Source organism: Peribacillus simplex (assembly GCF_900156045.1).
GTDB classification, from domain to species: Bacteria; Bacillota; Bacilli; order Bacillales; family DSM-1321; genus Peribacillus; species Peribacillus simplex_D.
In genome coordinates this window covers 304,461-324,576 of the sequence record NZ_FTMX01000003.1, presented here as the reverse complement: position 1 = coordinate 324,576, position 20,116 = coordinate 304,461, and the positions used below count along the sequence as shown (strand labels likewise).

Sequence of the window (20,116 nt, the reverse complement as noted above, 5' to 3'; positions counted from 1 at the left end):
CATTTTTGTTACAAGGGGAAAATAGTAGTATTTTACTGGTTTATATTGGAGGGGTTTGAGTATTGCAATCTACAATATTTTCTATATTGTGAGTCTTTTTTCACATTGTAGGGTTTCGTTTTTCCACGTGTCATTTGCTGTAAAAATGTCCCTGTTTTTAGGGTGTGCATTTGAGGTGTTATTGAAAAAATGAAAACCCACTTCGTTTTACGAAGTGGGTGGTTTTATTTAAAAAGGAAATCAACTAAATTCCTGCTTGAATTACCCGTTGAGTATTCATTCCATTTTTGGTTAAAGGAAGCGATATCCATTAATGAGTGATCGGCGGTACGGATTTTCCTTAAGAGCTCTTCTGTGGTGGATACCACGGGTCCGGGCATGGAAGATGAGTAATCCTCCCAGAATCCCCGTTCCTGCACATACTTTTCCAAGTCATATGCAAAGAATATCATGGGTCTTCCCAAAAAAGAGAATTCAAATGGTATCGATGAGTAATCGGTTATTAGTAGATCGGTACTGATCAGCAGTTGATTAACATGAAATTCACTATTGACAGGGTAAATGAATCCCGGGAATTTATCTTGTAAATCATTCTCTGCATTTACAGCTGGATGCAGTTTTAGTAATAACGCATAATTTTCGCCCTGAAGTTCCTTATGGAGCAATTCCAAATCAAGGGCAATCTCTCCGTCGTTCAAGCCGTCATTACGAAATGTAGGGGCATATAACATGATTTTCTTATGCTCAAGTTCTGGATACTTGGCCAGCAAAGCATTACGGGCAGTCCTTTTTGATTCATCATTAAAAAAGAAATCGGTCCGAGGTATTCCGGTCCTTAGGATATGGGATGCCGGCAGTTGAAAACTCTCTTGATAAATCCCGGCCATCATCTCTGAACCTGCCGTAACATAATCAAATTTTTTATATACCTCTAAAAATCTTTTCCTTGCTCCCGCGGAACGGTTTTGAATGGAAGGGTCTTTTGCCCCGAATTGCTTAACGGCACCTGCTGCATGCCACACTTGAACACATGTCACTTGCTCCTTGAATGCAATAGCTGAAAGAAAGCCAAAATAATTATCAATGATGATCCATTTTGATGTAGCCAGATGATAAATCGATCGGATCATGGCAATGATATTTTTTGATTCAAACGGAAGGACGATGGTTTCACCATCGTCCTTAACTTGTATAGAACTGCTCGATTTCATTAAAAAAACTTTTTGAACGGAAATGTCCTGCTTGTCCATTTCATCTGCGATATATTGGCAATTGTCCCCGAATGATGTGACAAAGGTCGTTTTGTCATATAAAGGGAAAAGCTTAAAGATAGAGAATAAAACTTTGAAACAAAAAAGATAAATCCCTATCGCGAATTCTTTAGCCATTTGTAACTTGTAAAAGGTCATCTTTAATTTGGGAAGTCGAAATGCCGATCGTTCTTGGAAGGTAGACCACTTCACAAACTTCGGATAATTCATCGAATTGGCCTTTCCAGTCATCACCCATTACAAAAATATCCACACCTTCACGAACGATGTCTTCCCTCTTTTGTTCCCAATTGTCTTCCGGTATAACTTCATCCACATAACGAATTGATTCAAGGATCATTTTTCTGTTTTCAAAGCTATGATAAGCTTTTTTATCTTTTAAAGCATTGAATTCATCCGTTGAAATGGCAACGATCAGATAATCCCCTAAATCTTTAGCGCGTTTTAATAGATTGATATGGCCCCAATGAAGCAAATCAAAGGTTCCGTAAGTGATTACTTTCTTCATTTTTATTCCTCCTTTAAGACTCTTAAACTGTTATTCAATCAAATTAATATATATTTGGTCTATTAGAATATGAAATGGAACAATAAAACAGGAAACTAGCATTTCATTCCCGCTTCTTGTTTTCTTATATTTTCAGGCAATGACTTTCTCTAACTAATTATAACTTAATAGCTTTACAAATAAACCACAATTTTTTTACAAATAAACCACATTTTTTTACATTGATGATTATTGTAAATATTATTTTTTAAGCTAAAATAAAATGTTGACTAATTTGTCTTACTCTGTAGGGCATAATAAAGTATCTATATAAATGCTTGGTGTATGACTGAATGGTATTTAAAAATAATTTTATTTCATTATTCATGCTGCATTCAGAATAAGCCATTCACAATTTTACCACGTTTAGGAGAGAACAACTAGAGGAGCATCATAAATCCCTGTTTATAGTGGATGGGTCATGTATAGGCCATCAATCTATCGCTTCATATCTAATAACCCAATTAATATAAACAGTTGGCTTGTTTTGAAAGCGTTCACTTTGATGTTCAGAAGTCTTCTTTGCAATTAAGAGACATGTTTTTGCTATTCCCTTTCCATTCTGGCAACATGGAAGAACGTGCATATTTACGAAATGTTTTTAGTTTTAGTATGTTCGTTTTCGACATTACATTAACCAATATTGTCTTTTTTGTTTATCGAAGGAATTAAAGGTAATTTATGGGCGGTTTACCCGTCTGTTTAATGATATTGAGGAAAAACCGAAAAAAGTTTATGATTTTAAAGTACAAAGAATGATTCATTTTTATTTAAATAATAATTTGTTATAGGTGGTCTAAAATGATTAAAAAGCTTCTTGGAAAAGGGAAAGCAAAAAAAGCTCCTAAAATTAAGCTGAAACAAGTTCTGACCATTGTGCAAGAGGAAAATACGCTGTTGATAAAAGGGCAATTTTCAATAGAACATTATTGCGCAAAAGAACTATGGCTATATTCTAGGGAAAACGAAGATCAAAAAATAAAAATAGCTGAATCAGTGAGCTCATCTAAATTTGAGTTTAAAGTAGATATGAAAGATTTAATGCGGAAATTAGAAGATGATGAACCGACTGTTTATGACTGTTATATAAAGGTTGCCGTTCCGGTCGAAAAGCTAAGCAAAAAAGCGATACTTAGTATTGAACATAAAGCTGAATATGTAGAAGTGAACGAACAGGTTCATATCGAATATCCAATTCGTCTCGGGCGTTTTCAGGAAACGTACGCGAACAATTTGAGTACTTACACCTATGAAGATAAACAAAGTATATTCTCTATAACGAATAAAGGGAATATATCTCTTTACTTCAATATGGCTCCTAAAATTTCGATTAAGTCTCAAATTGAAAAAATTAAAAACAAGTCGAAAACCATGCAAATTAATGGTCAAATTTTCACCAAGCATTCAAGAATCATAAAAGGTGATGGACTTGTAAGAGGAAGGCAAAGCGGCAAAGAATATCTGGCAAATATATCTTTTATTCATAATGAGGAAATGAGTATTAAGAAATATGGACTGAATCGTTATGTATATGATTTGGGATTGGATCTGGAACAATTAGTCAGTGTGGATTTGGAAGATGATGTATATGACATTTACATGAAACTACATTTACATGATCAGGAAGAGCCGAAAATGGTACGCGTCGGAAGACCAACCACCAGAACTAAATTATTTACTAAAAATACTGATGTCAGCTCGAATGATGGAGTTGCTATCGTCAATCCTTACTATACCTTTAAAGCATCCAATTTATCTTTGGAAGTGTTTAACTTCTCTACAGAAAGTTATCGATATTTAAAAAGGATGATGGGGTGGAGGAGATTCCTGGCTTTATTTAAAAAGAAAAAGGATGTCTGGCTAGTTGGAGAAAGAACGTATAAAGCCCAGGATACCGGATATCACTTTTTTAAATATATGAGGGAAAATCATCCAGAAAAAGAAGTGTATTATGTAATAGAAGAAAATTCCGTGGAAGCCAAGAACGTCGAGCCCTTTGGAAATGTACTTTATTTCAAGTCAAAGGATCATATTAAAAAGACGATGGAATCGACACGTATCATTTCATCACATCACCCGGATTATTTATATCCTTTAAGGACATCTGAATTTAAAAATCGTGTTAAGGGAGTTAAGGTTTTTCTTCAACATGGTGTTATGGGCACTAAGAATATGGTGGCAAACTACGGGAAAAATGCAGTCTCCGGTTTTAGTACGGATGTTTTCTTGGTAAGTTCAGACTTCGAAAAGGATATGATTGTAACTGATTTTGGTTACAACGAAAAAGAAGTATTCGCTACGGGACTTTCAAGGTTCGACTCGCTGTTTAAGGATGATGTTTCAACAAAGCGGCAATTATTGATCATTCCGACATGGAGAGATTGGATTACTTCCGATGAAATATTTTTGGAAAGCGAGTATTTTGAAAGGTATCAGAAATTAGTGAATCACCCGGTATTACATGATTTATCAAAAAACAGTGGGTTCGAAATCATTTTTTGCCTTCACCCTAATATGCAGAAATTCACGTCTTATTTTAAGGATGCCCCAGTTAGGGTAATTAGTCAGGGTGAAGTGGATGTCCAAAGATTAATCAAGGAAAGTGCGATTATGATTACGGACTATTCAAGTGTAGCTTTTGACTTTAGTTTCCTGCATAAACCGGTCATTTACTATCAATTTGATAGAGATCGTTTCATAGGGAAAAGACCGTCACATTTGGATTTGGATAACGATCTTCCGGGTGAAATCGTTGATGAATTGGATGAATTGCTAGGTGTATTAGCCGAATATGCCAATACTGATTTTGTCATGAAGAAGAAGTACATGGACAAGGCCAACCGTTTTATTAAATATCGTGATGTCCATTCTAATTCAAGGATATTCGAAGTGATTCAAAACGCAGAAAAAGATCAAAATTCACTAACTAAATTATATAACCATCCGATATCCAAACTCATTTTGAATCGGTTTAGGAAAAGTGATCAATATTTCCCTGTCATGAAAAAAGTTTATAAAATCATGTCCAAGGTTATCCCGGTTGACCGGAACCTAATTCTTTTTGAAAGCGGGATAGGGAAGCAATTCGCCGATAGCCCCAAGTATATCTATGAAGAATTGGTCAAAAGGGATAATAAATATAAAAAAGTTTGGGTGTATAATGGTAATTTACCGATAAAAGGAAAAAATACGAAGCTGATAAAACGCTTAAGTCCGGAATACTATTATTATTTGGCCAAGGCAGGTTATTGGATAAATAATCAAAACTTCCCTACCTATTTAAGCAAAAGGAAGGAAACGACTTATATTCAGACTTGGCATGGTACCCCTTTGAAAAAAATGCTATTTGATATAGACAATATCCAAGGAAGAGACGATGGGTACTTAAATCGAGTGCATGGTGCAACGAGAACTTGGGATTATTTAATATCACCAAGTCCATACGCATCCACGGCCTTCAGGAGTGCTTTCAAATATGAGGGCGAAATATTGGAAACGGGATATCCAAGAAATGATTTGTTTTACAGAGAAGATTCTTCAATAATTGCCAAGTCGGTGATGGAAAAACTGAAGATACCAAAAGGAAAAAAAGTCATCTTATATGCTCCTACATTCCGGGATAATCAAACATCGAAAAACAATAAATTTATTTTCGAACTGAAATTTGATTTGGAAAGAATGAAGGAAGAATTAGGGGATGAATATATCCTGTTGTTAAGGATGCATGTTGTTATAAGTAATAATCTCAGCATCCCGGGCGAATTTGAGGATTTCGTGATAAACGTATCCAATTATTCAGATATTCAGGAACTTTACCTGATTTCCGATATATTGATTACGGATTATTCTTCAGTAATGTTCGATTTTGCTAATACCGCTCGGCCGATTTTGTATTACACGTATGATCTGGAAGATTACAGAGATAACATCCGTGGATTCTATATGGATTTTGAAAAGGAAGCACCCGGTCCATTTTTAAAAACAACCGAGGAGATTATCGAAACTATTACCAATATTGATAAAATAAACATGCAATATAAAGAGAGATATGGTTTATTTAGAGAGAAGTATTGTGGGATAGAGGATGGTAAAGCTACACAGAGAATCGTGGATAAATTTTTTAATGATTGATTCCTTAAATAAAGGGTATTGTTGCTTTTAAGTAACTGGTAAATTGGCTGCCTGGTCAAAACATCTATGTTACCTCTAGATATAAAAGGGGAGGAATAGTATGAATTTCTTGGTGCGTCAAAAAGCGAGGGAACTTTTAAAGAGCAATATCCCAATCAAAAATAATCCTGTAAGCTTAAGGAATAAATTTTTAGGAAAAGGAAAAAAAGTCACTGTAGTCACTGCTGCATATAATGCTGAAAAATTCATCAGGAAAACGATTGAATCAGTGATCAATCAAACCATGGGCATAGATCAGATTGAATATATCATCATTGATGATTGTTCGACTGATGGCACCAATAAAATCATTCAAGAGTATACAGCTAAATATAAAAATATCTGTTCCGTTACCCTTCAAGGAAATAATGGGTCACCTGGGACCCCGAGAAACATTGGAATAGAATTGGGAACATCCAAATATATCACTTTTTTAGATGCGGATGACTGGCTTGCCCATGATGGACTTGAAAGCCTCTATAACATCCTGGAGGAAACCGGTGATGATTATGTAGTGGGCAAAACGGTAAAAGTCGAATCTGAGTCAGAGAGTGTGATCGGGGAGTTTGCTTCAATTAAAGAAAGAAGAAGCATCACCCCGATGGATGTTCCGCACTTTTTTTATCATATGGGACCAACGGCCAGGATGATGAATCTGCATATGGTTAAAGAAAATGAAATTGGCTTTCCGGATATGAAATTCGGTGAAGATAAATGGTTTTTTACTGATGTTTTCTTTAAAGTCAGAGCTGTATCAACTACTAAAAAACCTATTTATTATGTCAATAGAACTTCGGAAAACTCATCTTCTTTAACACGTGTTACGAATATGTTAGACAAAAGAAAAGCGGATGTTGACATAATAAAGTATATTCAATCCAAGGATATTTCCATCGAATTGAAAAGGGTGGCTCTTAACCGGATTTATGAGTACGATATTGTAAAAACGTTCGACAGTCAAACCTTTGTGAAATCCAAGAATAAAGAAGATTTTATTGAAATATTAAGGGAAGCTGTCGAAACTGCGAAAAACTTGTCATATGACTTCAAGAATGAATTTAAAGTACCTATTTATAAAGTAGCACTTGAATTATTCATGGAGGGTCGTATTGATGATTTCGTAAAGGTGTTTGAATGGTTAAAGCGGGATTCCAATAAAAAATATCATATAAAAGATGGTTTGCCTTATTATGAACTTCCATTTCTGGAAGATGAATATCGCTTTGTCAGGATACCGATGCTTGCCCGTGCACTGGATTCTTATATTCTGGATAATGTCTACCACCAAAGTTTTGAGATTTATGGTGATGATATAGATAACATAAATTCAGTATTGATACGTGATAGGACAAGAATCGACAATGAAATCAATTGCGGAGTTCAAATAGAAGGTAATAGAGGCCATTTCACTGTTTCATTAGATGAAATTGATGAAATGGAGAAGTCGTTATTTACGGTGTTCATTCGCTACAATGATTATCAATTGGTGAATATTAAAAGGATCCTGAAAAATAAGATGACGTATAATAAGAAAAATGTGGAGTTTTATACAACAGTGGCAAATAATTTGGGACTGGCAATAAAGTCTTTGGAGTAGCTGTTAGAAGTACACCAAAAATAAGCTCTCCCTTCTATTGGGCGAGCTTATTTTTAATTCGATTTATTAGCATGGTTCCATTATCATTAATCAATAAAAAGGGAGATCGGATATGTCAAATGAAAAAATACAAACCTCAAAGAGACCTTCCTTTCTATCGCTAGTTAAAAATAAGGTTAAAGCAATTATTTTAAGTGGATACAAAGTAGCTTTTGCAATGGCGGGCACAGTATTGCCGGTGGACCGGAAGCTGGTTATTTTTGAGAGCTTTTTGGGCAAGCAGTATAGCTGCAATCCCCGGGCGATTTATGAATACTTGCAGAGTCACCATCCGGAATATAAAATGTATTGGAGCGTAGATAAAAGATATACAGCTCATTTCGAAGAGGCAGGCATCCCATATCTCAATCGTTTTTCATTTAGTTGGCTGCTCAAAATGACAAGAGCCCATTATTGGGTAACGAACAGCAGGCTCCCGCTTTGGATTCCGAAGCCGAAGCACACGATCTATTTGCAAACGTGGCATGGTACTCCATTAAAGAAACTTGCGGCGGATATGGATGAAGTTCATATGCCTGGAACAACGACGGATAAATATAAAGAAAATTTCCATGCCGAATCAAGTAAATGGGATTATTTAATTTCACCGAATGCTTATTCCAGTGAAATTTTTGCCCGGGCCTTCAATGTCGATTCTTCTAAAATTCTGGAAACCGGTTATCCTCGTAATGATATACTTTACAATGGGAATAATCGTGATACAATCGACTCATTGAAACAGAAGTTGGGTATACCAATAGAGAAAAGGATCGTTTTATATGCCCCGACTTGGAGGGACGATGAGTTTTATAGCAAGGGAAAATATAAGTTTGAAATAAAACTGGATCTGGATCGAATGAAACGGGAATTGGGGGAGGAGTATGTCATTTTGCTCCGTCTTCATTATTTGGTTTCAGAGAACTTGGATTTATCGGCGTATCAAGGATTCGCCTATGATTTATCCAGTTACGAGGATATTAGTCATTTGTATCTTATTTCGGATTTATTAATAACTGATTATTCATCCGTATTCTTTGATTATGCAAATTTACAGCGTCCGATGCTTTTCTATGTATATGATATTGAAAATTACAGGGATAAGCTTCGCGGGTTTTACTTTGATTTTGAAAAAAATGCACCTGGTTTGTTAGTCAAAACATCTGATGCGGTCATTGATAGTATCAAGACGATGAAAAATGAAAATACCAATGATATCAATCATTTTCACGCGCGGTTTTGTGCACTCGAGGATGGCCAGGCTTCACGCCGTGTCGTAGAAAAAGTGTTTTTAGGAAGGTCTGTGTAATTTATGAGTTCAGCTTTGACCGTTTTAAAAGAACAAATCAAACATTTTTATTTGGTAAGGCGTTTATCTGTTTATGAGATGAAAAGTGCCAACAGCAGTAACTACCTGGGAATCCTATGGGAAATCATCAATCCGATGATACAAATTGCGATTTATTGGTTTGTATTTGGATTTATCATCTTAAGTCGCGGGGAAAATTTCCTTCCATGGCTGATGGCAGGGATCGTTGTCTGGTTCTTTGTGAACCCGGCCATAACCCAAACGTCCAAATCCGTCTATTCCCGAATGAATATGGTATCCAAAATGAGCTTTCCGATGAGTGTCATTCCATCGTATGTCATCTTTGCCAAGTTGTATCAGCATCTCATGCTGCTGGGAGTCATCATCATCCTATTAGGTTTTACTGGATACCTCCCTACAGTCTACATCTTGCAACTGCCGTATTATGTTGCAGCGACGGTCTTGCTGTTATTTTCATTGGGTTTAATCACTTCAACATTATCAACCATTATTCGTGACGTTCATAATATCATCGTGTCCTTAATGAAAGTCATGTTTTATTTAACACCAATCCTTTGGGTATTGGATGCTAAGGACCACCCTACCATAGTCAACATCATGAAGCTGAATCCACTATATTATATTGTGGAAGGGTATCGAGCTTCGTTGTTGGGGGAATCATGGTATCTGATAGCGCATTGGGAATATACGCTTTATTTCTGGGCAGTCGTTATCATCTTGTTTTTGATAGGTTCCTCACTGCATGTCAGGTTCAGAGATCGCTTTGTTGACTTTAAGTAAACTGGAAGTGAGAAAAAATGGAAAAATCGGTAATTGTCAAAGATATAACAAAAAAATATAAATTATATAATAAAAACTCGGAAAAATTATTGGATCTCCTTTTGCCCAAAAGCTATGGGGAAGAGTATTTTGCTCTGAGGAATGTAAGTTTTGAAGCTGAAAAGGGCGATGTAATAGGATTTGTCGGGGTCAACGGATCAGGGAAATCCACATTGTCCAATATTATTGCAGGCATTATCCCGCCCACGGACGGAAATGTCCAAACTAACGGGAAAACGGCTTTGATTGCCGTTGCATCGGGCCTGAATAATCAGTTGACGGGCAGAGAAAATATCGAACTGAAAATGCTGATGCTCGGATTCGACAAAAACCAGATCAAAGAACTTGAGCCTGAAATCATCGAGTTTTCAGAGCTTGGCAAGTTCATTGACCAACCGGTGAAATCCTACTCAAGCGGCATGAAGTCCAGGCTTGGTTTTTCCATTTCCGTGCATATCGATCCAGATATCCTGATTATTGATGAAGCTTTATCAGTCGGGGATAAAAACTTTGCTGAAAAGTGTTTGGAGAAAATGAACGAATTTAAGGAGAAGGGCAAAACGATGTTCTTTGTCAGCCATTCAATCGGTCAGATGAAGAAATTTTGCCAAAAGGCTTTATGGCTTGAATATGGAGAGTTAAAGGCATACGGTGCCATGAACGAAGTAATGCCACAATATGAAGCATTCTTAAAAGAATATAACGCGATGTCTAAAAAAGAACAGAAAAAATACCGTGAAGAACAAATGAAAAGGCGTAGTTCCGCACTGGTATGAAAAGTGAAAAGCAGACCCGGGCTTCGGGTCTGCTTTTTTAGTTAAGCACTCCATCATAAGCTTTCTCAAACCGCTCCGCAGCTGAAATGTGGGAGTACTCGCTTTCCATTTTATATCTTGCTTTTGCTGCTAACTTTGTTGCATATTCAGTGTCGTTAAGCAGTATGGAGATGGCTTGTGCAAGTGCTTCCTTATTTTTTTCCTCCACCAACAGACCATCTTCACCGTCAATGAGAATCTCCTTTAAACCTCCGATTGCGCTTGCAATGACGGGTGAGCGGCAACTCATCGCTTCTAATGCAGAAATGGAAGTCGCTTCTTCCACCCCGTGGGAATGAACGCTTGGGATGAGTACGATGTCCGATGCTTCATAGAGATTATGCATTTTCTCGAACGGCACTGAACCCAGGAAAAGTACGGAATCTGATATTTTGAGCCTGCCTGCCGTTTCCTCAAGCCGGCTTCGCTGTTCCCCTGTACCTGCATAGACCAATACCGTTTCATGATGATTTTCCAGCACCTCCGGCAGAGCAAGGAGCGGGTAGATGACACCGTTCTTTTCCGTCATTCTTCTTGGAACGAAAAGCATCTTTTTATGTAGCGGTATTTGAAAGTCCCGGCGAGTTTGCTCCCGCTTTGCCATTTCCGGTTTGAAAGCAGTCACGTCAATGAAGTTCTTGATCGTTTCCGCCTCTATATGTGCCAAATGATTTATATAGTCTTTGATTCTTTGATCGACCGTCACCACTTTTGCAGCAGTCTGATAAGCTTTTCTTTCCAGCTCCCGAATGATCAAATCTTCTTCACTATCCGGAAGAAGGGCGCCCCTGCTGACTGCCTCGAATGAATAATACCCATGGACGGTTTGCACCGTTGGTATCCCGGATTCGATGGAGGCAAGCGTTGCGAAAATGTCTTGAGCATTAATGACATCATAGTTCTTTTTCAAGGCTTTAATAGATGAAGCCAATAATTTTTGCCGTTGCCGGTCATTGAAAAGCTGGCCGCTCCCCTGTTTTACTTTATTTAATAAAAATCCTGGAGCCTGGGCGAGCATCTTCCTCTTGAAAGGCGGCAATTGAGAGAAAGATAATATGTCCACATTATGGCCCCGCGACATTAAACCCTTTCTTAACGTAGTGATATGGCTCGATAGCCCTCCTTCATGAGGGTAGTTGAAAATCGTCGTGATTAAAATGTTCATAATGGCACTCCTTCTTCTAATGTATTACTTGGATGATCTGATCTTTTTCATCGCTTGCAGGCTGCTTACTTTAAAAAGAATGGATAATGCGAGATATAATCCGAATACCAGCAGCGTGATGATCACTAATTCCATGATGATGGGCAACGTCATGGTAAGCGGATGGATCCAGAGAGCGAGTCCGTAAATGATGATTCCGATGATCGCAAGCTTGCTGCTTTCCTGAAAAACATCCCTGAAAGCTGCCTTGTCCGTTCTTTCTGTCTTTAGCCATAGGTAGCCGAAAAGATAGAGAGATTGCAGGAACATGGAAATGCCCGATGCTAAAGCGATTCCGCCGACGCCTAGATAACGTGATAGGACCCAGCTGAGCAGGACGTTAAGTAATACGGCAATCAGGCAGGTATACATGGCCACCTTCGTTTTCTTCAAGGCATAGAAGGCGTTCATCAGATAATCCCGCAGTGCAAAGAACGGGAGGCAAGCTGAATAAAAGATGAATGCCCCATGAGTCACCTCGGTTGCTGAAGCATCGAAGGCCCCGCGTTGGAAAGCGAGAGTGATTAAGCTGTTTCCGCTGATTAACATGACGACCATGAACGGAATCGCTAAAAATAATAGCGACTTCAATCCCTTTAAGGTCAAATTAAGGAAAGGTTGATAGCCTATAAGTGCGCGCTCGACGATTGAAGGATACAATACGGTAATCAGCGGCGTGAGGACAATGCTTAATGGCAGCCACAGCAGGCGATTCGCATAGTTCAGTGCCGATACGCTCCCCGTTTCGAGCGAAGTCGCAATAATCCGATCGACGACACTATTCAACTGGATCGCCAAAGCGGCGATGATGATTGGATAAAAGGTGTACAGTGTTTGAACGATCTGCCTTTTATGAGGCAGGAAAGCGACGATGGGCCGGATTCCGTATTTCTTCAATGATGGGTATTGAATAAGGAACTGGCTTGCTGCACCGAATAAAAACCCCCAAGCCAATCCTTCAATCCCAAACGGAGCAGCGAACAATACAGTGGCTGCTATAATGACCGTGTTTTGTGCAGTTGAAGTGAGTGCCGGCAGAATGAAACGCTTATTCGCATTCAGGACCCCCGTCGCCATGTATGATAGCGTGAAAAATAGTAAACTTGGCAGCATGATCCGGGTCAGTGACTCCGTCAGGGCAAGCTCTGAACTAGAGAAACCCGGGGCTGTCAACATGACGAGCGGCTTTATGAATATCATGCAGGCAATGGTCAGGACTCCGGCTACCAGCATAAAGAAAGAGCCTAAAACACTGATGAATTCATCAGCTTTCAACGGATTGTCCGCTTTCTTTTCCAAGTAAATGGGAATAACGCCGGCCTGAAGACCGCTGCCGAGAGCCGTAAAAAGAATGGTCGGTATGAGGCTTGCCACGAAAAAAACATCTGCCATTGATGATGCCCCGAAATAGGCGGCTATGATCGATTCCCGCCCGAATCCGAGGACTTTTCCAATGGCTGCAATAATGGTGACGAGCCCGACCGATTTAATGACATGTGAAAGAGTAGGCATATTTTCAATCCTTTAAAATGATGTCCTTCTGTAAACAGATTCCCAAACAACTATAAAATATCAGCGTAAACGTTTTATCTTCGAGAATATTGTAGAAAAGTCCTGCTAATAATGCGGCCAACATCAGGCAGATGGTGAACGCTGCTAAAGTGCCATTTCCCGATTTCAGGATTTTACGGCAGGTGAAAAAGATGAATGTAAGAACTGAAAGAAATCCCAGTGCACCAGTTTGGACCAGAATCTGGATATATTGATTATCGGTATACATCCTTTCACCAATTTGGTATTCCTGATAGATTGGTGAGGAATAGGAAAGTGTGGCAGAATCCCCGAAGGTTGCTAGACCGGTACCGATTATCGGGTGATCTGTGAAAATTTCAATCCCTTTGATTAGGACATATAACCGGCCCCATTCCGTACTTTGGTGCAGTGTTTTATCAGAGAACATTTCTGAAAAACGATTGGAGAGGGCATGTTCGTGTTCAGGAGAGGGGGTGTTGCCAATTACTACATTTTCCATAGGAATCGATGCGGATACCTCCACTTTACTTGATGCAAATAAAACTGGGTAATAAATAAGAAGCAGGCCGAGACAAAATGCTCCTACAGCATATTTGAGAAATGGTTTATTTCTAGTCCATATCATAAAGACAAGCGCCGAGAACCCGAATGCAATCATCGTGCCCCGTGAATAGGTAAGCAGTAACGTTCCGGAAAGCAGGATGGCTGCCAGGAAGACGATCCATTTATGTTTTTTCAACGACTGAAATAGAAAGAAACTAAGGAATAACTGGATGCTTAAGAATAAGGCAAATACATTAGGATTGGCGGGTGCTCCATAAATCCTCATCCGGTTTGTTGGTGAAAGATTCCATATTTCCCATGCGTGGGGAAGCAGGATTGTACGTGAAAAGATTTTCTCCACCATGCCATGCAGGCAAAGTAAGATTGTAAATATTAGGATAACCTTTAAAAAGCGAAAGATATCCTTTCTTTCTAGATTTAATTCACCGATAATGTAAAGAAGCAAGAATGTAATAAGCAATGCACGGAGTTCAAATAGGATGGGGAGGATTCCCACTCCGTTCATGAGTGCAGCCCCGGCACCAATTAAACAAAACAACCAAAATGGCGCGGTAAAATGATATTTCGAGAATTGCCATTCGTTCTTTTTGAATCTTTCAATAAGCAAAGAAATGAATAAGGTGAGGATGACCAGATCACCTGTATAGGTTAAGCCGCTATTCAGTTCCATCAATAAGGGACGGGCAGGGAAATAAATGAATAGAATTAATAACAGGTTTTTTTTATTTATACCGATAAAAATGAGCATCAGCGCCGTTGCGATGTAACCGGCGATAGGGTGAGGCACTGCCAATGGGACGAGCAGGCACAGAAATAGAATGGGTAACGATTGCTTTTCTATAAACTTCAATTGATTAACCACCTTTGAATCAAAAATCACGTTCTATGATGTGTATGAAAAAATTTCTTGAATAATACCCCACCCTTTAGATGTATAGTACATATGAAAGGCTGAAGTGAAATGACAGAGAAGTTTGTTGAGATACTATCCATACCATTCATTGATAGCAATATGAATGAATTCATGAATGGAATGATCTATCCAAGATTGATGAATCAGGAAAAAACGTTTATCGTTACGGCAAATCCGGAAATAGTTGAGTATGCAAATGAACATCAGGATTATAAAGACATCATTATATCGGCTGATTACATCACTCCGGATGGCGTTGGTATTATTATGGCCTCTAAATGGCTAAATCAACCTTTACAAGAGCGGATTACCGGATTCGACTTGATGAATGAATTATTTCGGGTCGCTGATGAAAAAGCGCTGAAGGTATACCTGCTTGGAGCGGAGGAAAGCGTGATTGAAGCAGCGGCCCTGAAAGTAAAAGAATCATACCCGGGTCTCAAGTTGGTGGGATACAACCATGGTTACATTGATATAAAGGATGATGCCCTGCCTAAGTCGATAGCGGACCTTGAACCGGACATCATTTTGACTGCATTAGGGTTCCCTAGGCAGGAAAAATGGGTTTCCAAGCACTATGGGCTATTCAATAAGGGGTTATTCATGGGAGTTGGGGGAAGCTTTGATGTCCTTGCGGGAAAGGTGAACCGCGCCCCGGTTATCTGGCAAAAGATGCGTCTTGAATGGTTGTACCGACTGATCCAGCAACCTTCGCGCTGGAAACGGATGCTTGCGCTGCCAAGATTCGTTTTAAAGGTTAAGCGGTTAAGGAGAACGGTGCAGCGTTCCTGAACATAAGGAGTGGACTGGATGAGAATCTTGCATTTAAACGCTGGTAATGAAACTGGCGGCGGAATGTTTCATATTATGTCCTTACTGAACCAATTGAATAAAGAGGAATGTTTGCTTGGTGTATTTGAAGAGGGTGAACTTTACCGGCGGGCCAGGTCTTCCGGGATACAAACCGAACTTTTCAAGCAACATTCCAAATATGACCTTTCAATTTTGAAACCTTTACGGGACTTTATCCGTCTAAATAATATAGACATCATCCATACACATGGTCCGCGGGCGAATATATATGGTGCATTTATAAAGCGCCTCATTAAATGCCCTTGGCTCCTTACTGTTCACAGTTCACCTCATCATGACTTTTTGGGGCAGGGTGTAAAAGGAAAATTGTTTACCGGCCTTCATGTAAGGTCATTTCAATATGCCGATCATATACTGGCAGTTTCCGACCGCTTTAAGCAGGACTTGATTGACCAAGGAATCCATTCGTCAAAAATAACAAAGATTCTGAACGGAATTGACTTTGAAAAGGAATTGGCTTTCCCGCTTCAAAGAGAAGATTTCGGGTTTGGGAAGGATGATTTCATCGTCATCATGCCTGCAAGGCTTGAACCGGTGAAGGGTCATGAATTTGCTTTAGCGGCATTAAGTGAAGTGGTATCGGAATTCCCTTATATAAAGCTGTTGCTTGCAGGGGACGGGAGCAGGAGATCCGCTCTGGAAGAGATGGTCTCGGAAAAGGGATTATCCGATCATGTGCACTTTTTAGGGTATCGTGAAGATTTAGAAAGAATCTACCCGTTAGGGGACATCACGTTATTGACTTCGTTAAGCGAAAGTTTTCCACTGGTTTTACTTGAAGGAGCAAGATCGGGTCTTCCGGCAATCACAAGTGATGTCGGCGGTGTACAGGAATTGATTCCCGATCGGAGCAAGGGCTGGATTACGGAAATCGGCAATGTCGAACAGCTCAAATTGGCCATCTGCAATGCTATGGAATTAAAAAAATCCGGAGACCTGACAAAGATAGGGTCGGATTTACAAAAATTTGCAAAAAGCAACTTTTCTATAGAGATTTTAGCCAAAAACGTATATAATGTTTATTTGAGGATGAAAAATTAAAATAAGCATTTATATATAGGTTTTCTTATAGATCGTTACGGGTATTAGATTTTTAGTGGAATTGAGGTGGTTCTTGATGTTAATAGGGGCCTTGTTGGTAGCCTTTTTATTATCCATTTTTTTGACTCCTTTTGTCGGAAAGCTGGCCTTTAAATTAGGAGCTACCGATAAACCGAGTGAGCGAAAAGTGCATAGTAAAATTATGCCGCGCATGGGCGGTTTAGCTATATTTTTGAGTTTTTTCATTACCTTCTTACTTTTCATGAAGTTTTTCATGAATGACTTTGGGGAGCAGTTGCCCCTTCTGGTGGGAGCCCTTGTCATCATTTTGATCGGGATGGCTGATGATATTTTTGAATTAAGAGCTGCACCCAAATTCCTGGGCCAGGTTTTGGCGGCCCTCATTATCGTATTATGGGGCGGTCTTGAAGTGGAATTCATCAATTTACCGTTCTTTACCGATACACTTGAATTTGGTGTTTTTAGTATACCGATCACCATTTTGTGGATTGTCGGCATCATTAATGCAATCAACCTGATAGACGGACTGGATGGTCTTGCAGGCGGTGTCTCAACGATCGCATTAGTGACAATTGCAACAATGGCCCTTATTCAAGGGGACCTATTTGTTGCTATGATCGCATTGATCGTGATTGGAAGCACTCTTGGCTTTTTGAAATATAACTTCCATCCGGCAAAGATTTTCATGGGAGATACAGGTGCATTATTCTTAGGTTACATCATTGCCGTTCTATCCCTGCTAGGGTTTAAAAACGTTACGATGATTTCATTGATCGTACCGATCATCATTTTGGGTGTTCCCATTTCGGATACATTCTTCGCGATTATCCGCAGGGTCGTCAATAAACAGCCGATCTCGGCTGCTGATAAATCCCATTTACATCACTGTTTGATAAACTTGGGATTCACTCATAAGCAGACTGTCTTGCTCATATACGCTTTAGCTGCTTGCTTTGGCTTAGCGGCCATAATCTTTTCATTTGCAACGATGTGGGGAGCTTTGATCCTTGTGACCGGACTCCTGCTGATCATTGAGATTTTCGTGGAGAAGATTGGTTTGGTCAATTCAAACTATCAGCCGTTGCTCAAGATGCTCAACTTTAAAAACAAACCATGATCGTTATGGAAGTAGATTACTAGATTAGCTAATTTTGCTAGTGTAAAAATGAAAAGCCACGAATCGTTTAAAGTAACGGTTGGTGGCTTTTTTTGTTGTATTGAGTGTGGATCATTTAAGGCTGTCTGCAAAGCATGTCATTTCATTTAAGTAATATGGAGGCGAACGCTTCAAAAAAGGAAACCCCCACTCATGAGTGGGGGTTTCCTTTTATTCTTGTGTTTGTGATTGAGCGGCTTCGGTTTGATTGCCTTCATTCGGTCCCAGGTTTAAGTGGGATTGAAGCAACAGCTTAGTGTTCGCTAATGATGTATCGTTCAGTTGATAATAATAGCTTCCGTTAATGGTAGAATCCTGACCTTCAAGTTTGATGGTTTCAAGATTCAGTCCTTTATCGGTAGTTACATATTTTATGAAACCTCTCATTTGTGAGAATTTAAGGTTCGTTGTCATATTGTCACCGACAGCTTCCATTACGTCTGTATATTTCGTCAGTGATCCAGCAGAGGTTGCTTTGGCAATGATGGCTTTTAGGACTTCCTGCTGACGCTCACCACGTTGGATATCACTGTCCTTTTTACGTGTCCGTGCAAACGCTAATGCTCCTTCACCATCAACGGTCTGTAATCCTTCTTCGAGATGGACGGCATTCTTTTTGTCATGTGAATCGATTTCATTTATTTCATAAGGGACGTCGACTTCGATACCATCCAATGAATTTACGACATCGATGAAAGCATTAAAGTTCATGCGAACATAATAATCGACAGGGATATCGAATAACTCCTCTACGGTGTCCATCGTCGCTTTTGGTCCGCCGGCTGCGTGGGCCGCGTTGATTTTCGTGGTTACGCCCTTGGCTGGCACGTACACATAGGAATCACGTGGAATGCTTAATAGTTTGATAGATTTTTGATCTTTATTGAATGTGGCCAGAATTAAGGCATCCGAGCGGGAATTTCCTTTTAAGTCACGGTCCTTACTATCATCGATTCCTATGAAAAGGATCGAGAAATTATCTTCGAGCGGGTCGATCGCTTCACTTCGCTTTGCTGATGCTTCCACAGGGTCATAAGAATCACTGAATACATTCTGGGCTTTCATATACAGGGTTGCAGCATACGTAGAAGCTCCCAGACCAAGTACCAGCAGGGGAACAAGCAATAACCAAAGCCTCTTTCGCCTTTTTTTCTTTGTTTTTTTAATTTTATAAACACGCCTAGTAGTAGACATCTTTTTCTTCTCCTTTTAAATAACGAACATCAGACATATATCGCTATTTTTCGAATCCTGCAGTTTATATTTCGTCATATATTACACCTAATTTTACAATGATTTAATAATTTCGTAAAATAAATATTTCTTTTCAATTATATTACAGCGTAAAAAAGGAAAAATATGCAGGAGTTCATCAGGAGAATTCCTCTTCCAAATAAAGCATTTCTTCCTCAGTGATATGGCCTTGACCATTTGTCAGCTCTGTAATCCAAGCGGTATATGTCTCTTTTTGTGTTTCCTCAACATATACAAGGATAATGACCTGATCAAGGTACTGAATTTCCTTTATTTGATAAATGGAAGATCGCAATTCGTTTTCCAATTTTCCAAGCCAGGTATAGTCGACGGTTGTCGAAATGACCCGCATTAGTTTTCTTACGACCACACCAGTGGTATTTATTCCTTCTGAAGTCGCTTTGCTGTAAGCGCGAATAAGGCCGCCAGCACCAAGTTTGATGCCGCCAAAATATCGTGTGACAACAACAGCGGTGTCTTTCAGGTCTTTTTTCTTAAGCACTTCCAGGATAGGGACGCCTGCCGTTCCGCTCGGTTCCCCATCATCGAGGGCTTTTTGGATTTGATTTTGTTCCCCGATCATATAAGCGGAACAATTATGTGTAGCATCTTTGTGCTTTTTCTTGATTTCCTGGATAAAGGCCTGTGCGGCATCTTCGGTTTCAACCCGGGCGATGTGGGAAATGAAACGGGATTTTTCAATGACGATTTCATGTTCGCCGCGACCTGCCACCGTTAAATATTTAGTGAGCATTACCATTCCACCTTCGTACTTCCTATTAGTTGATTTATTATAAGGCTTTGCGGAAAAAGTGGCAATGACGATTCATTTACATACCGCATGTGTAAAGAAACTTTAATATAAGAAAAAGCTGGACGTGTTATAATTAATTTCATTGCCTGTTATTGTTAGTAGCTGGTCATATATGCTTAAAAGAATAACATTGTAGGAAAAACATGAGTTCCGTGCCA

At 39.2% G+C, this 20,116-nt stretch carries 14 protein-coding genes and 1 pseudogene; 8 read left to right on the top strand and 7 right to left on the bottom strand.

Annotated elements, in window-relative coordinates:
- Window positions 1-224 precede the first annotated feature (224 nt).
- Window positions 225-1,388, bottom strand: a complete 1,164-nt coding sequence (locus tag BW986_RS12960; protein WP_076368306.1) for a CDP-glycerol glycerophosphotransferase family protein — start codon at window positions 1,386-1,388, stop codon at window positions 225-227.
- Window positions 1,381-1,779, bottom strand: coding sequence for a glycerol-3-phosphate cytidylyltransferase (gene tagD, locus BW986_RS12955; RefSeq protein ID WP_057278149.1), 399 nt, complete (start codon window positions 1,777-1,779; stop codon window positions 1,381-1,383). The genes BW986_RS12960 and tagD overlap by 8 nt, the downstream gene beginning before the upstream one ends.
- A gap of 840 nt (window positions 1,780-2,619) precedes the next feature.
- On the opposite strand from tagD, the gene BW986_RS12950 reads away from it, so the two are divergent.
- From BW986_RS12950 to tagH, 5 genes and pseudogenes are all read left to right on the top strand, one after another.
- Window positions 2,620-5,949, top strand: a complete 3,330-nt coding sequence (locus tag BW986_RS12950; RefSeq protein ID WP_081395605.1) for a CDP-glycerol glycerophosphotransferase family protein — start codon at window positions 2,620-2,622, stop codon at window positions 5,947-5,949.
- 100 nt (window positions 5,950-6,049) lie between these two features.
- Entirely contained in the window at window positions 6,050-7,585 is a 1,536-nt protein-coding gene (locus BW986_RS12945) for a glycosyltransferase family 2 protein (protein WP_076368305.1), read from the top strand.
- A 139-nt stretch (window positions 7,586-7,724) separates the two neighbouring features.
- Window positions 7,725-8,930, top strand: a pseudogene (locus BW986_RS12940) (CDP-glycerol glycerophosphotransferase family protein); the annotation flags it as partial.
- Between the two features lie 3 nt (window positions 8,931-8,933).
- Window positions 8,934-9,731, top strand: a complete 798-nt coding sequence (locus tag BW986_RS12935) for an ABC transporter permease (RefSeq protein WP_076368303.1) — start codon at window positions 8,934-8,936, stop codon at window positions 9,729-9,731.
- Between the two features lie 17 nt (window positions 9,732-9,748).
- On the top strand, window positions 9,749-10,546 hold the full coding sequence (gene tagH, locus BW986_RS12930; RefSeq protein ID WP_076368302.1) for a teichoic acids export ABC transporter ATP-binding subunit TagH: 798 nt from the start codon (window positions 9,749-9,751) through the stop codon (window positions 10,544-10,546).
- Window positions 10,547-10,583: 37 nt separating this feature from the next.
- Here tagH and BW986_RS12925 read toward each other — a convergent pair whose 3' ends face one another.
- Genes BW986_RS12925 through BW986_RS12915 form a run of 3 tightly spaced genes read right to left on the bottom strand, consistent with a single transcriptional unit; the run spans window position 10,584 to window position 14,736 of the window.
- A complete protein-coding gene (locus BW986_RS12925) occupies window positions 10,584-11,750 on the bottom strand; it encodes a glycosyltransferase family 4 protein (protein ID WP_076368301.1) in 1,167 nt (388 codons plus the stop codon).
- Between the two features lie 24 nt (window positions 11,751-11,774).
- Window positions 11,775-13,301 (bottom strand): murein biosynthesis integral membrane protein MurJ, encoded by a 1,527-nt coding sequence (gene murJ, locus BW986_RS12920; RefSeq protein WP_076368300.1) that lies wholly within the window; start codon window positions 13,299-13,301, stop codon window positions 11,775-11,777.
- Between the two features lie 4 nt (window positions 13,302-13,305).
- Window positions 13,306-14,736 carry an O-antigen ligase family protein gene (locus tag BW986_RS12915; RefSeq protein WP_076368299.1) on the bottom strand — a complete coding sequence of 477 codons (1,431 nt, stop codon included), beginning with the start codon at window positions 14,734-14,736 and terminating at the stop codon, window positions 13,306-13,308.
- Window positions 14,737-14,847: 111 nt separating this feature from the next.
- Between BW986_RS12915 and BW986_RS12910 the strand changes: the two genes are divergently transcribed.
- From BW986_RS12910 to BW986_RS12900, 3 genes are all read left to right on the top strand, one after another.
- Window positions 14,848-15,591: a WecB/TagA/CpsF family glycosyltransferase gene (locus BW986_RS12910; RefSeq protein ID WP_076368298.1), complete on the top strand. Its 744-nt coding sequence runs from the start codon at window positions 14,848-14,850 to the stop codon at window positions 15,589-15,591.
- A gap of 18 nt (window positions 15,592-15,609) precedes the next feature.
- Window positions 15,610-16,713 (top strand): glycosyltransferase family 4 protein, encoded by a 1,104-nt coding sequence (locus BW986_RS12905; protein WP_076368297.1) that lies wholly within the window; start codon window positions 15,610-15,612, stop codon window positions 16,711-16,713.
- A 76-nt stretch (window positions 16,714-16,789) separates the two neighbouring features.
- Complete coding sequence (locus tag BW986_RS12900) at window positions 16,790-17,851, top strand: glycosyltransferase family 4 protein (protein WP_076368296.1); 1,062 nt, start codon at window positions 16,790-16,792, stop codon at window positions 17,849-17,851.
- Between the two features lie 210 nt (window positions 17,852-18,061).
- Here the strand turns inward: BW986_RS12900 and BW986_RS12895 are convergent, their stop codons facing one another.
- Together BW986_RS12895 and BW986_RS12890 are read right to left on the bottom strand one after the other, a co-directional pair.
- Window positions 18,062-19,084 (bottom strand): LCP family protein, encoded by a 1,023-nt coding sequence (locus tag BW986_RS12895; RefSeq protein WP_076368295.1) that lies wholly within the window; start codon window positions 19,082-19,084, stop codon window positions 18,062-18,064.
- A 178-nt stretch (window positions 19,085-19,262) separates the two neighbouring features.
- The gene (locus BW986_RS12890) at window positions 19,263-19,898 is read right to left on the bottom strand and encodes a YigZ family protein (protein ID WP_076368294.1); all 636 of its coding nucleotides are present in this window, start codon (window positions 19,896-19,898) and stop codon (window positions 19,263-19,265) included.
- Between the last annotated feature and the right edge of the window lie 218 nt (window positions 19,899-20,116).

What these genes read in the sequence shown, in the direction of transcription:
- BW986_RS12900 (WP_076368296.1), top strand. Translation starts at nt 16,790, where the DNA reads ATGTTAATAGGGGCCTTGTTGGTAGCCTTTTTATTATCCATTTTTTTG.
- BW986_RS12895 (WP_076368295.1), bottom strand. Translation starts at nt 19,084, where the DNA reads ATGTCTACTACTAGGCGTGTTTATAAAATTAAAAAAACAAAGAAAAAA.
- BW986_RS12960 (WP_076368306.1), bottom strand. Translation starts at nt 1,388, where the DNA reads ATGGCTAAAGAATTCGCGATAGGGATTTATCTTTTTTGTTTCAAAGTT.
- BW986_RS12935 (WP_076368303.1), top strand. Translation starts at nt 8,934, where the DNA reads ATGAGTTCAGCTTTGACCGTTTTAAAAGAACAAATCAAACATTTTTAT.
- BW986_RS12950 (WP_081395605.1), top strand. Translation starts at nt 2,620, where the DNA reads ATGATTAAAAAGCTTCTTGGAAAAGGGAAAGCAAAAAAAGCTCCTAAA.
- BW986_RS12890 (WP_076368294.1), bottom strand. Translation starts at nt 19,898, where the DNA reads ATGCTCACTAAATATTTAACGGTGGCAGGTCGCGGCGAACATGAAATC.
- BW986_RS12945 (WP_076368305.1), top strand. Translation starts at nt 6,050, where the DNA reads ATGAATTTCTTGGTGCGTCAAAAAGCGAGGGAACTTTTAAAGAGCAAT.
- BW986_RS12925 (WP_076368301.1), bottom strand. Translation starts at nt 11,750, where the DNA reads ATGAACATTTTAATCACGACGATTTTCAACTACCCTCATGAAGGAGGG.
- tagH (WP_076368302.1), top strand. Translation starts at nt 9,749, where the DNA reads ATGGAAAAATCGGTAATTGTCAAAGATATAACAAAAAAATATAAATTA.
- tagD (WP_057278149.1), bottom strand. Translation starts at nt 1,779, where the DNA reads ATGAAGAAAGTAATCACTTACGGAACCTTTGATTTGCTTCATTGGGGC.
- murJ (WP_076368300.1), bottom strand. Translation starts at nt 13,301, where the DNA reads ATGCCTACTCTTTCACATGTCATTAAATCGGTCGGGCTCGTCACCATT.
- BW986_RS12905 (WP_076368297.1), top strand. Translation starts at nt 15,610, where the DNA reads ATGAGAATCTTGCATTTAAACGCTGGTAATGAAACTGGCGGCGGAATG.
- BW986_RS12910 (WP_076368298.1), top strand. Translation starts at nt 14,848, where the DNA reads ATGACAGAGAAGTTTGTTGAGATACTATCCATACCATTCATTGATAGC.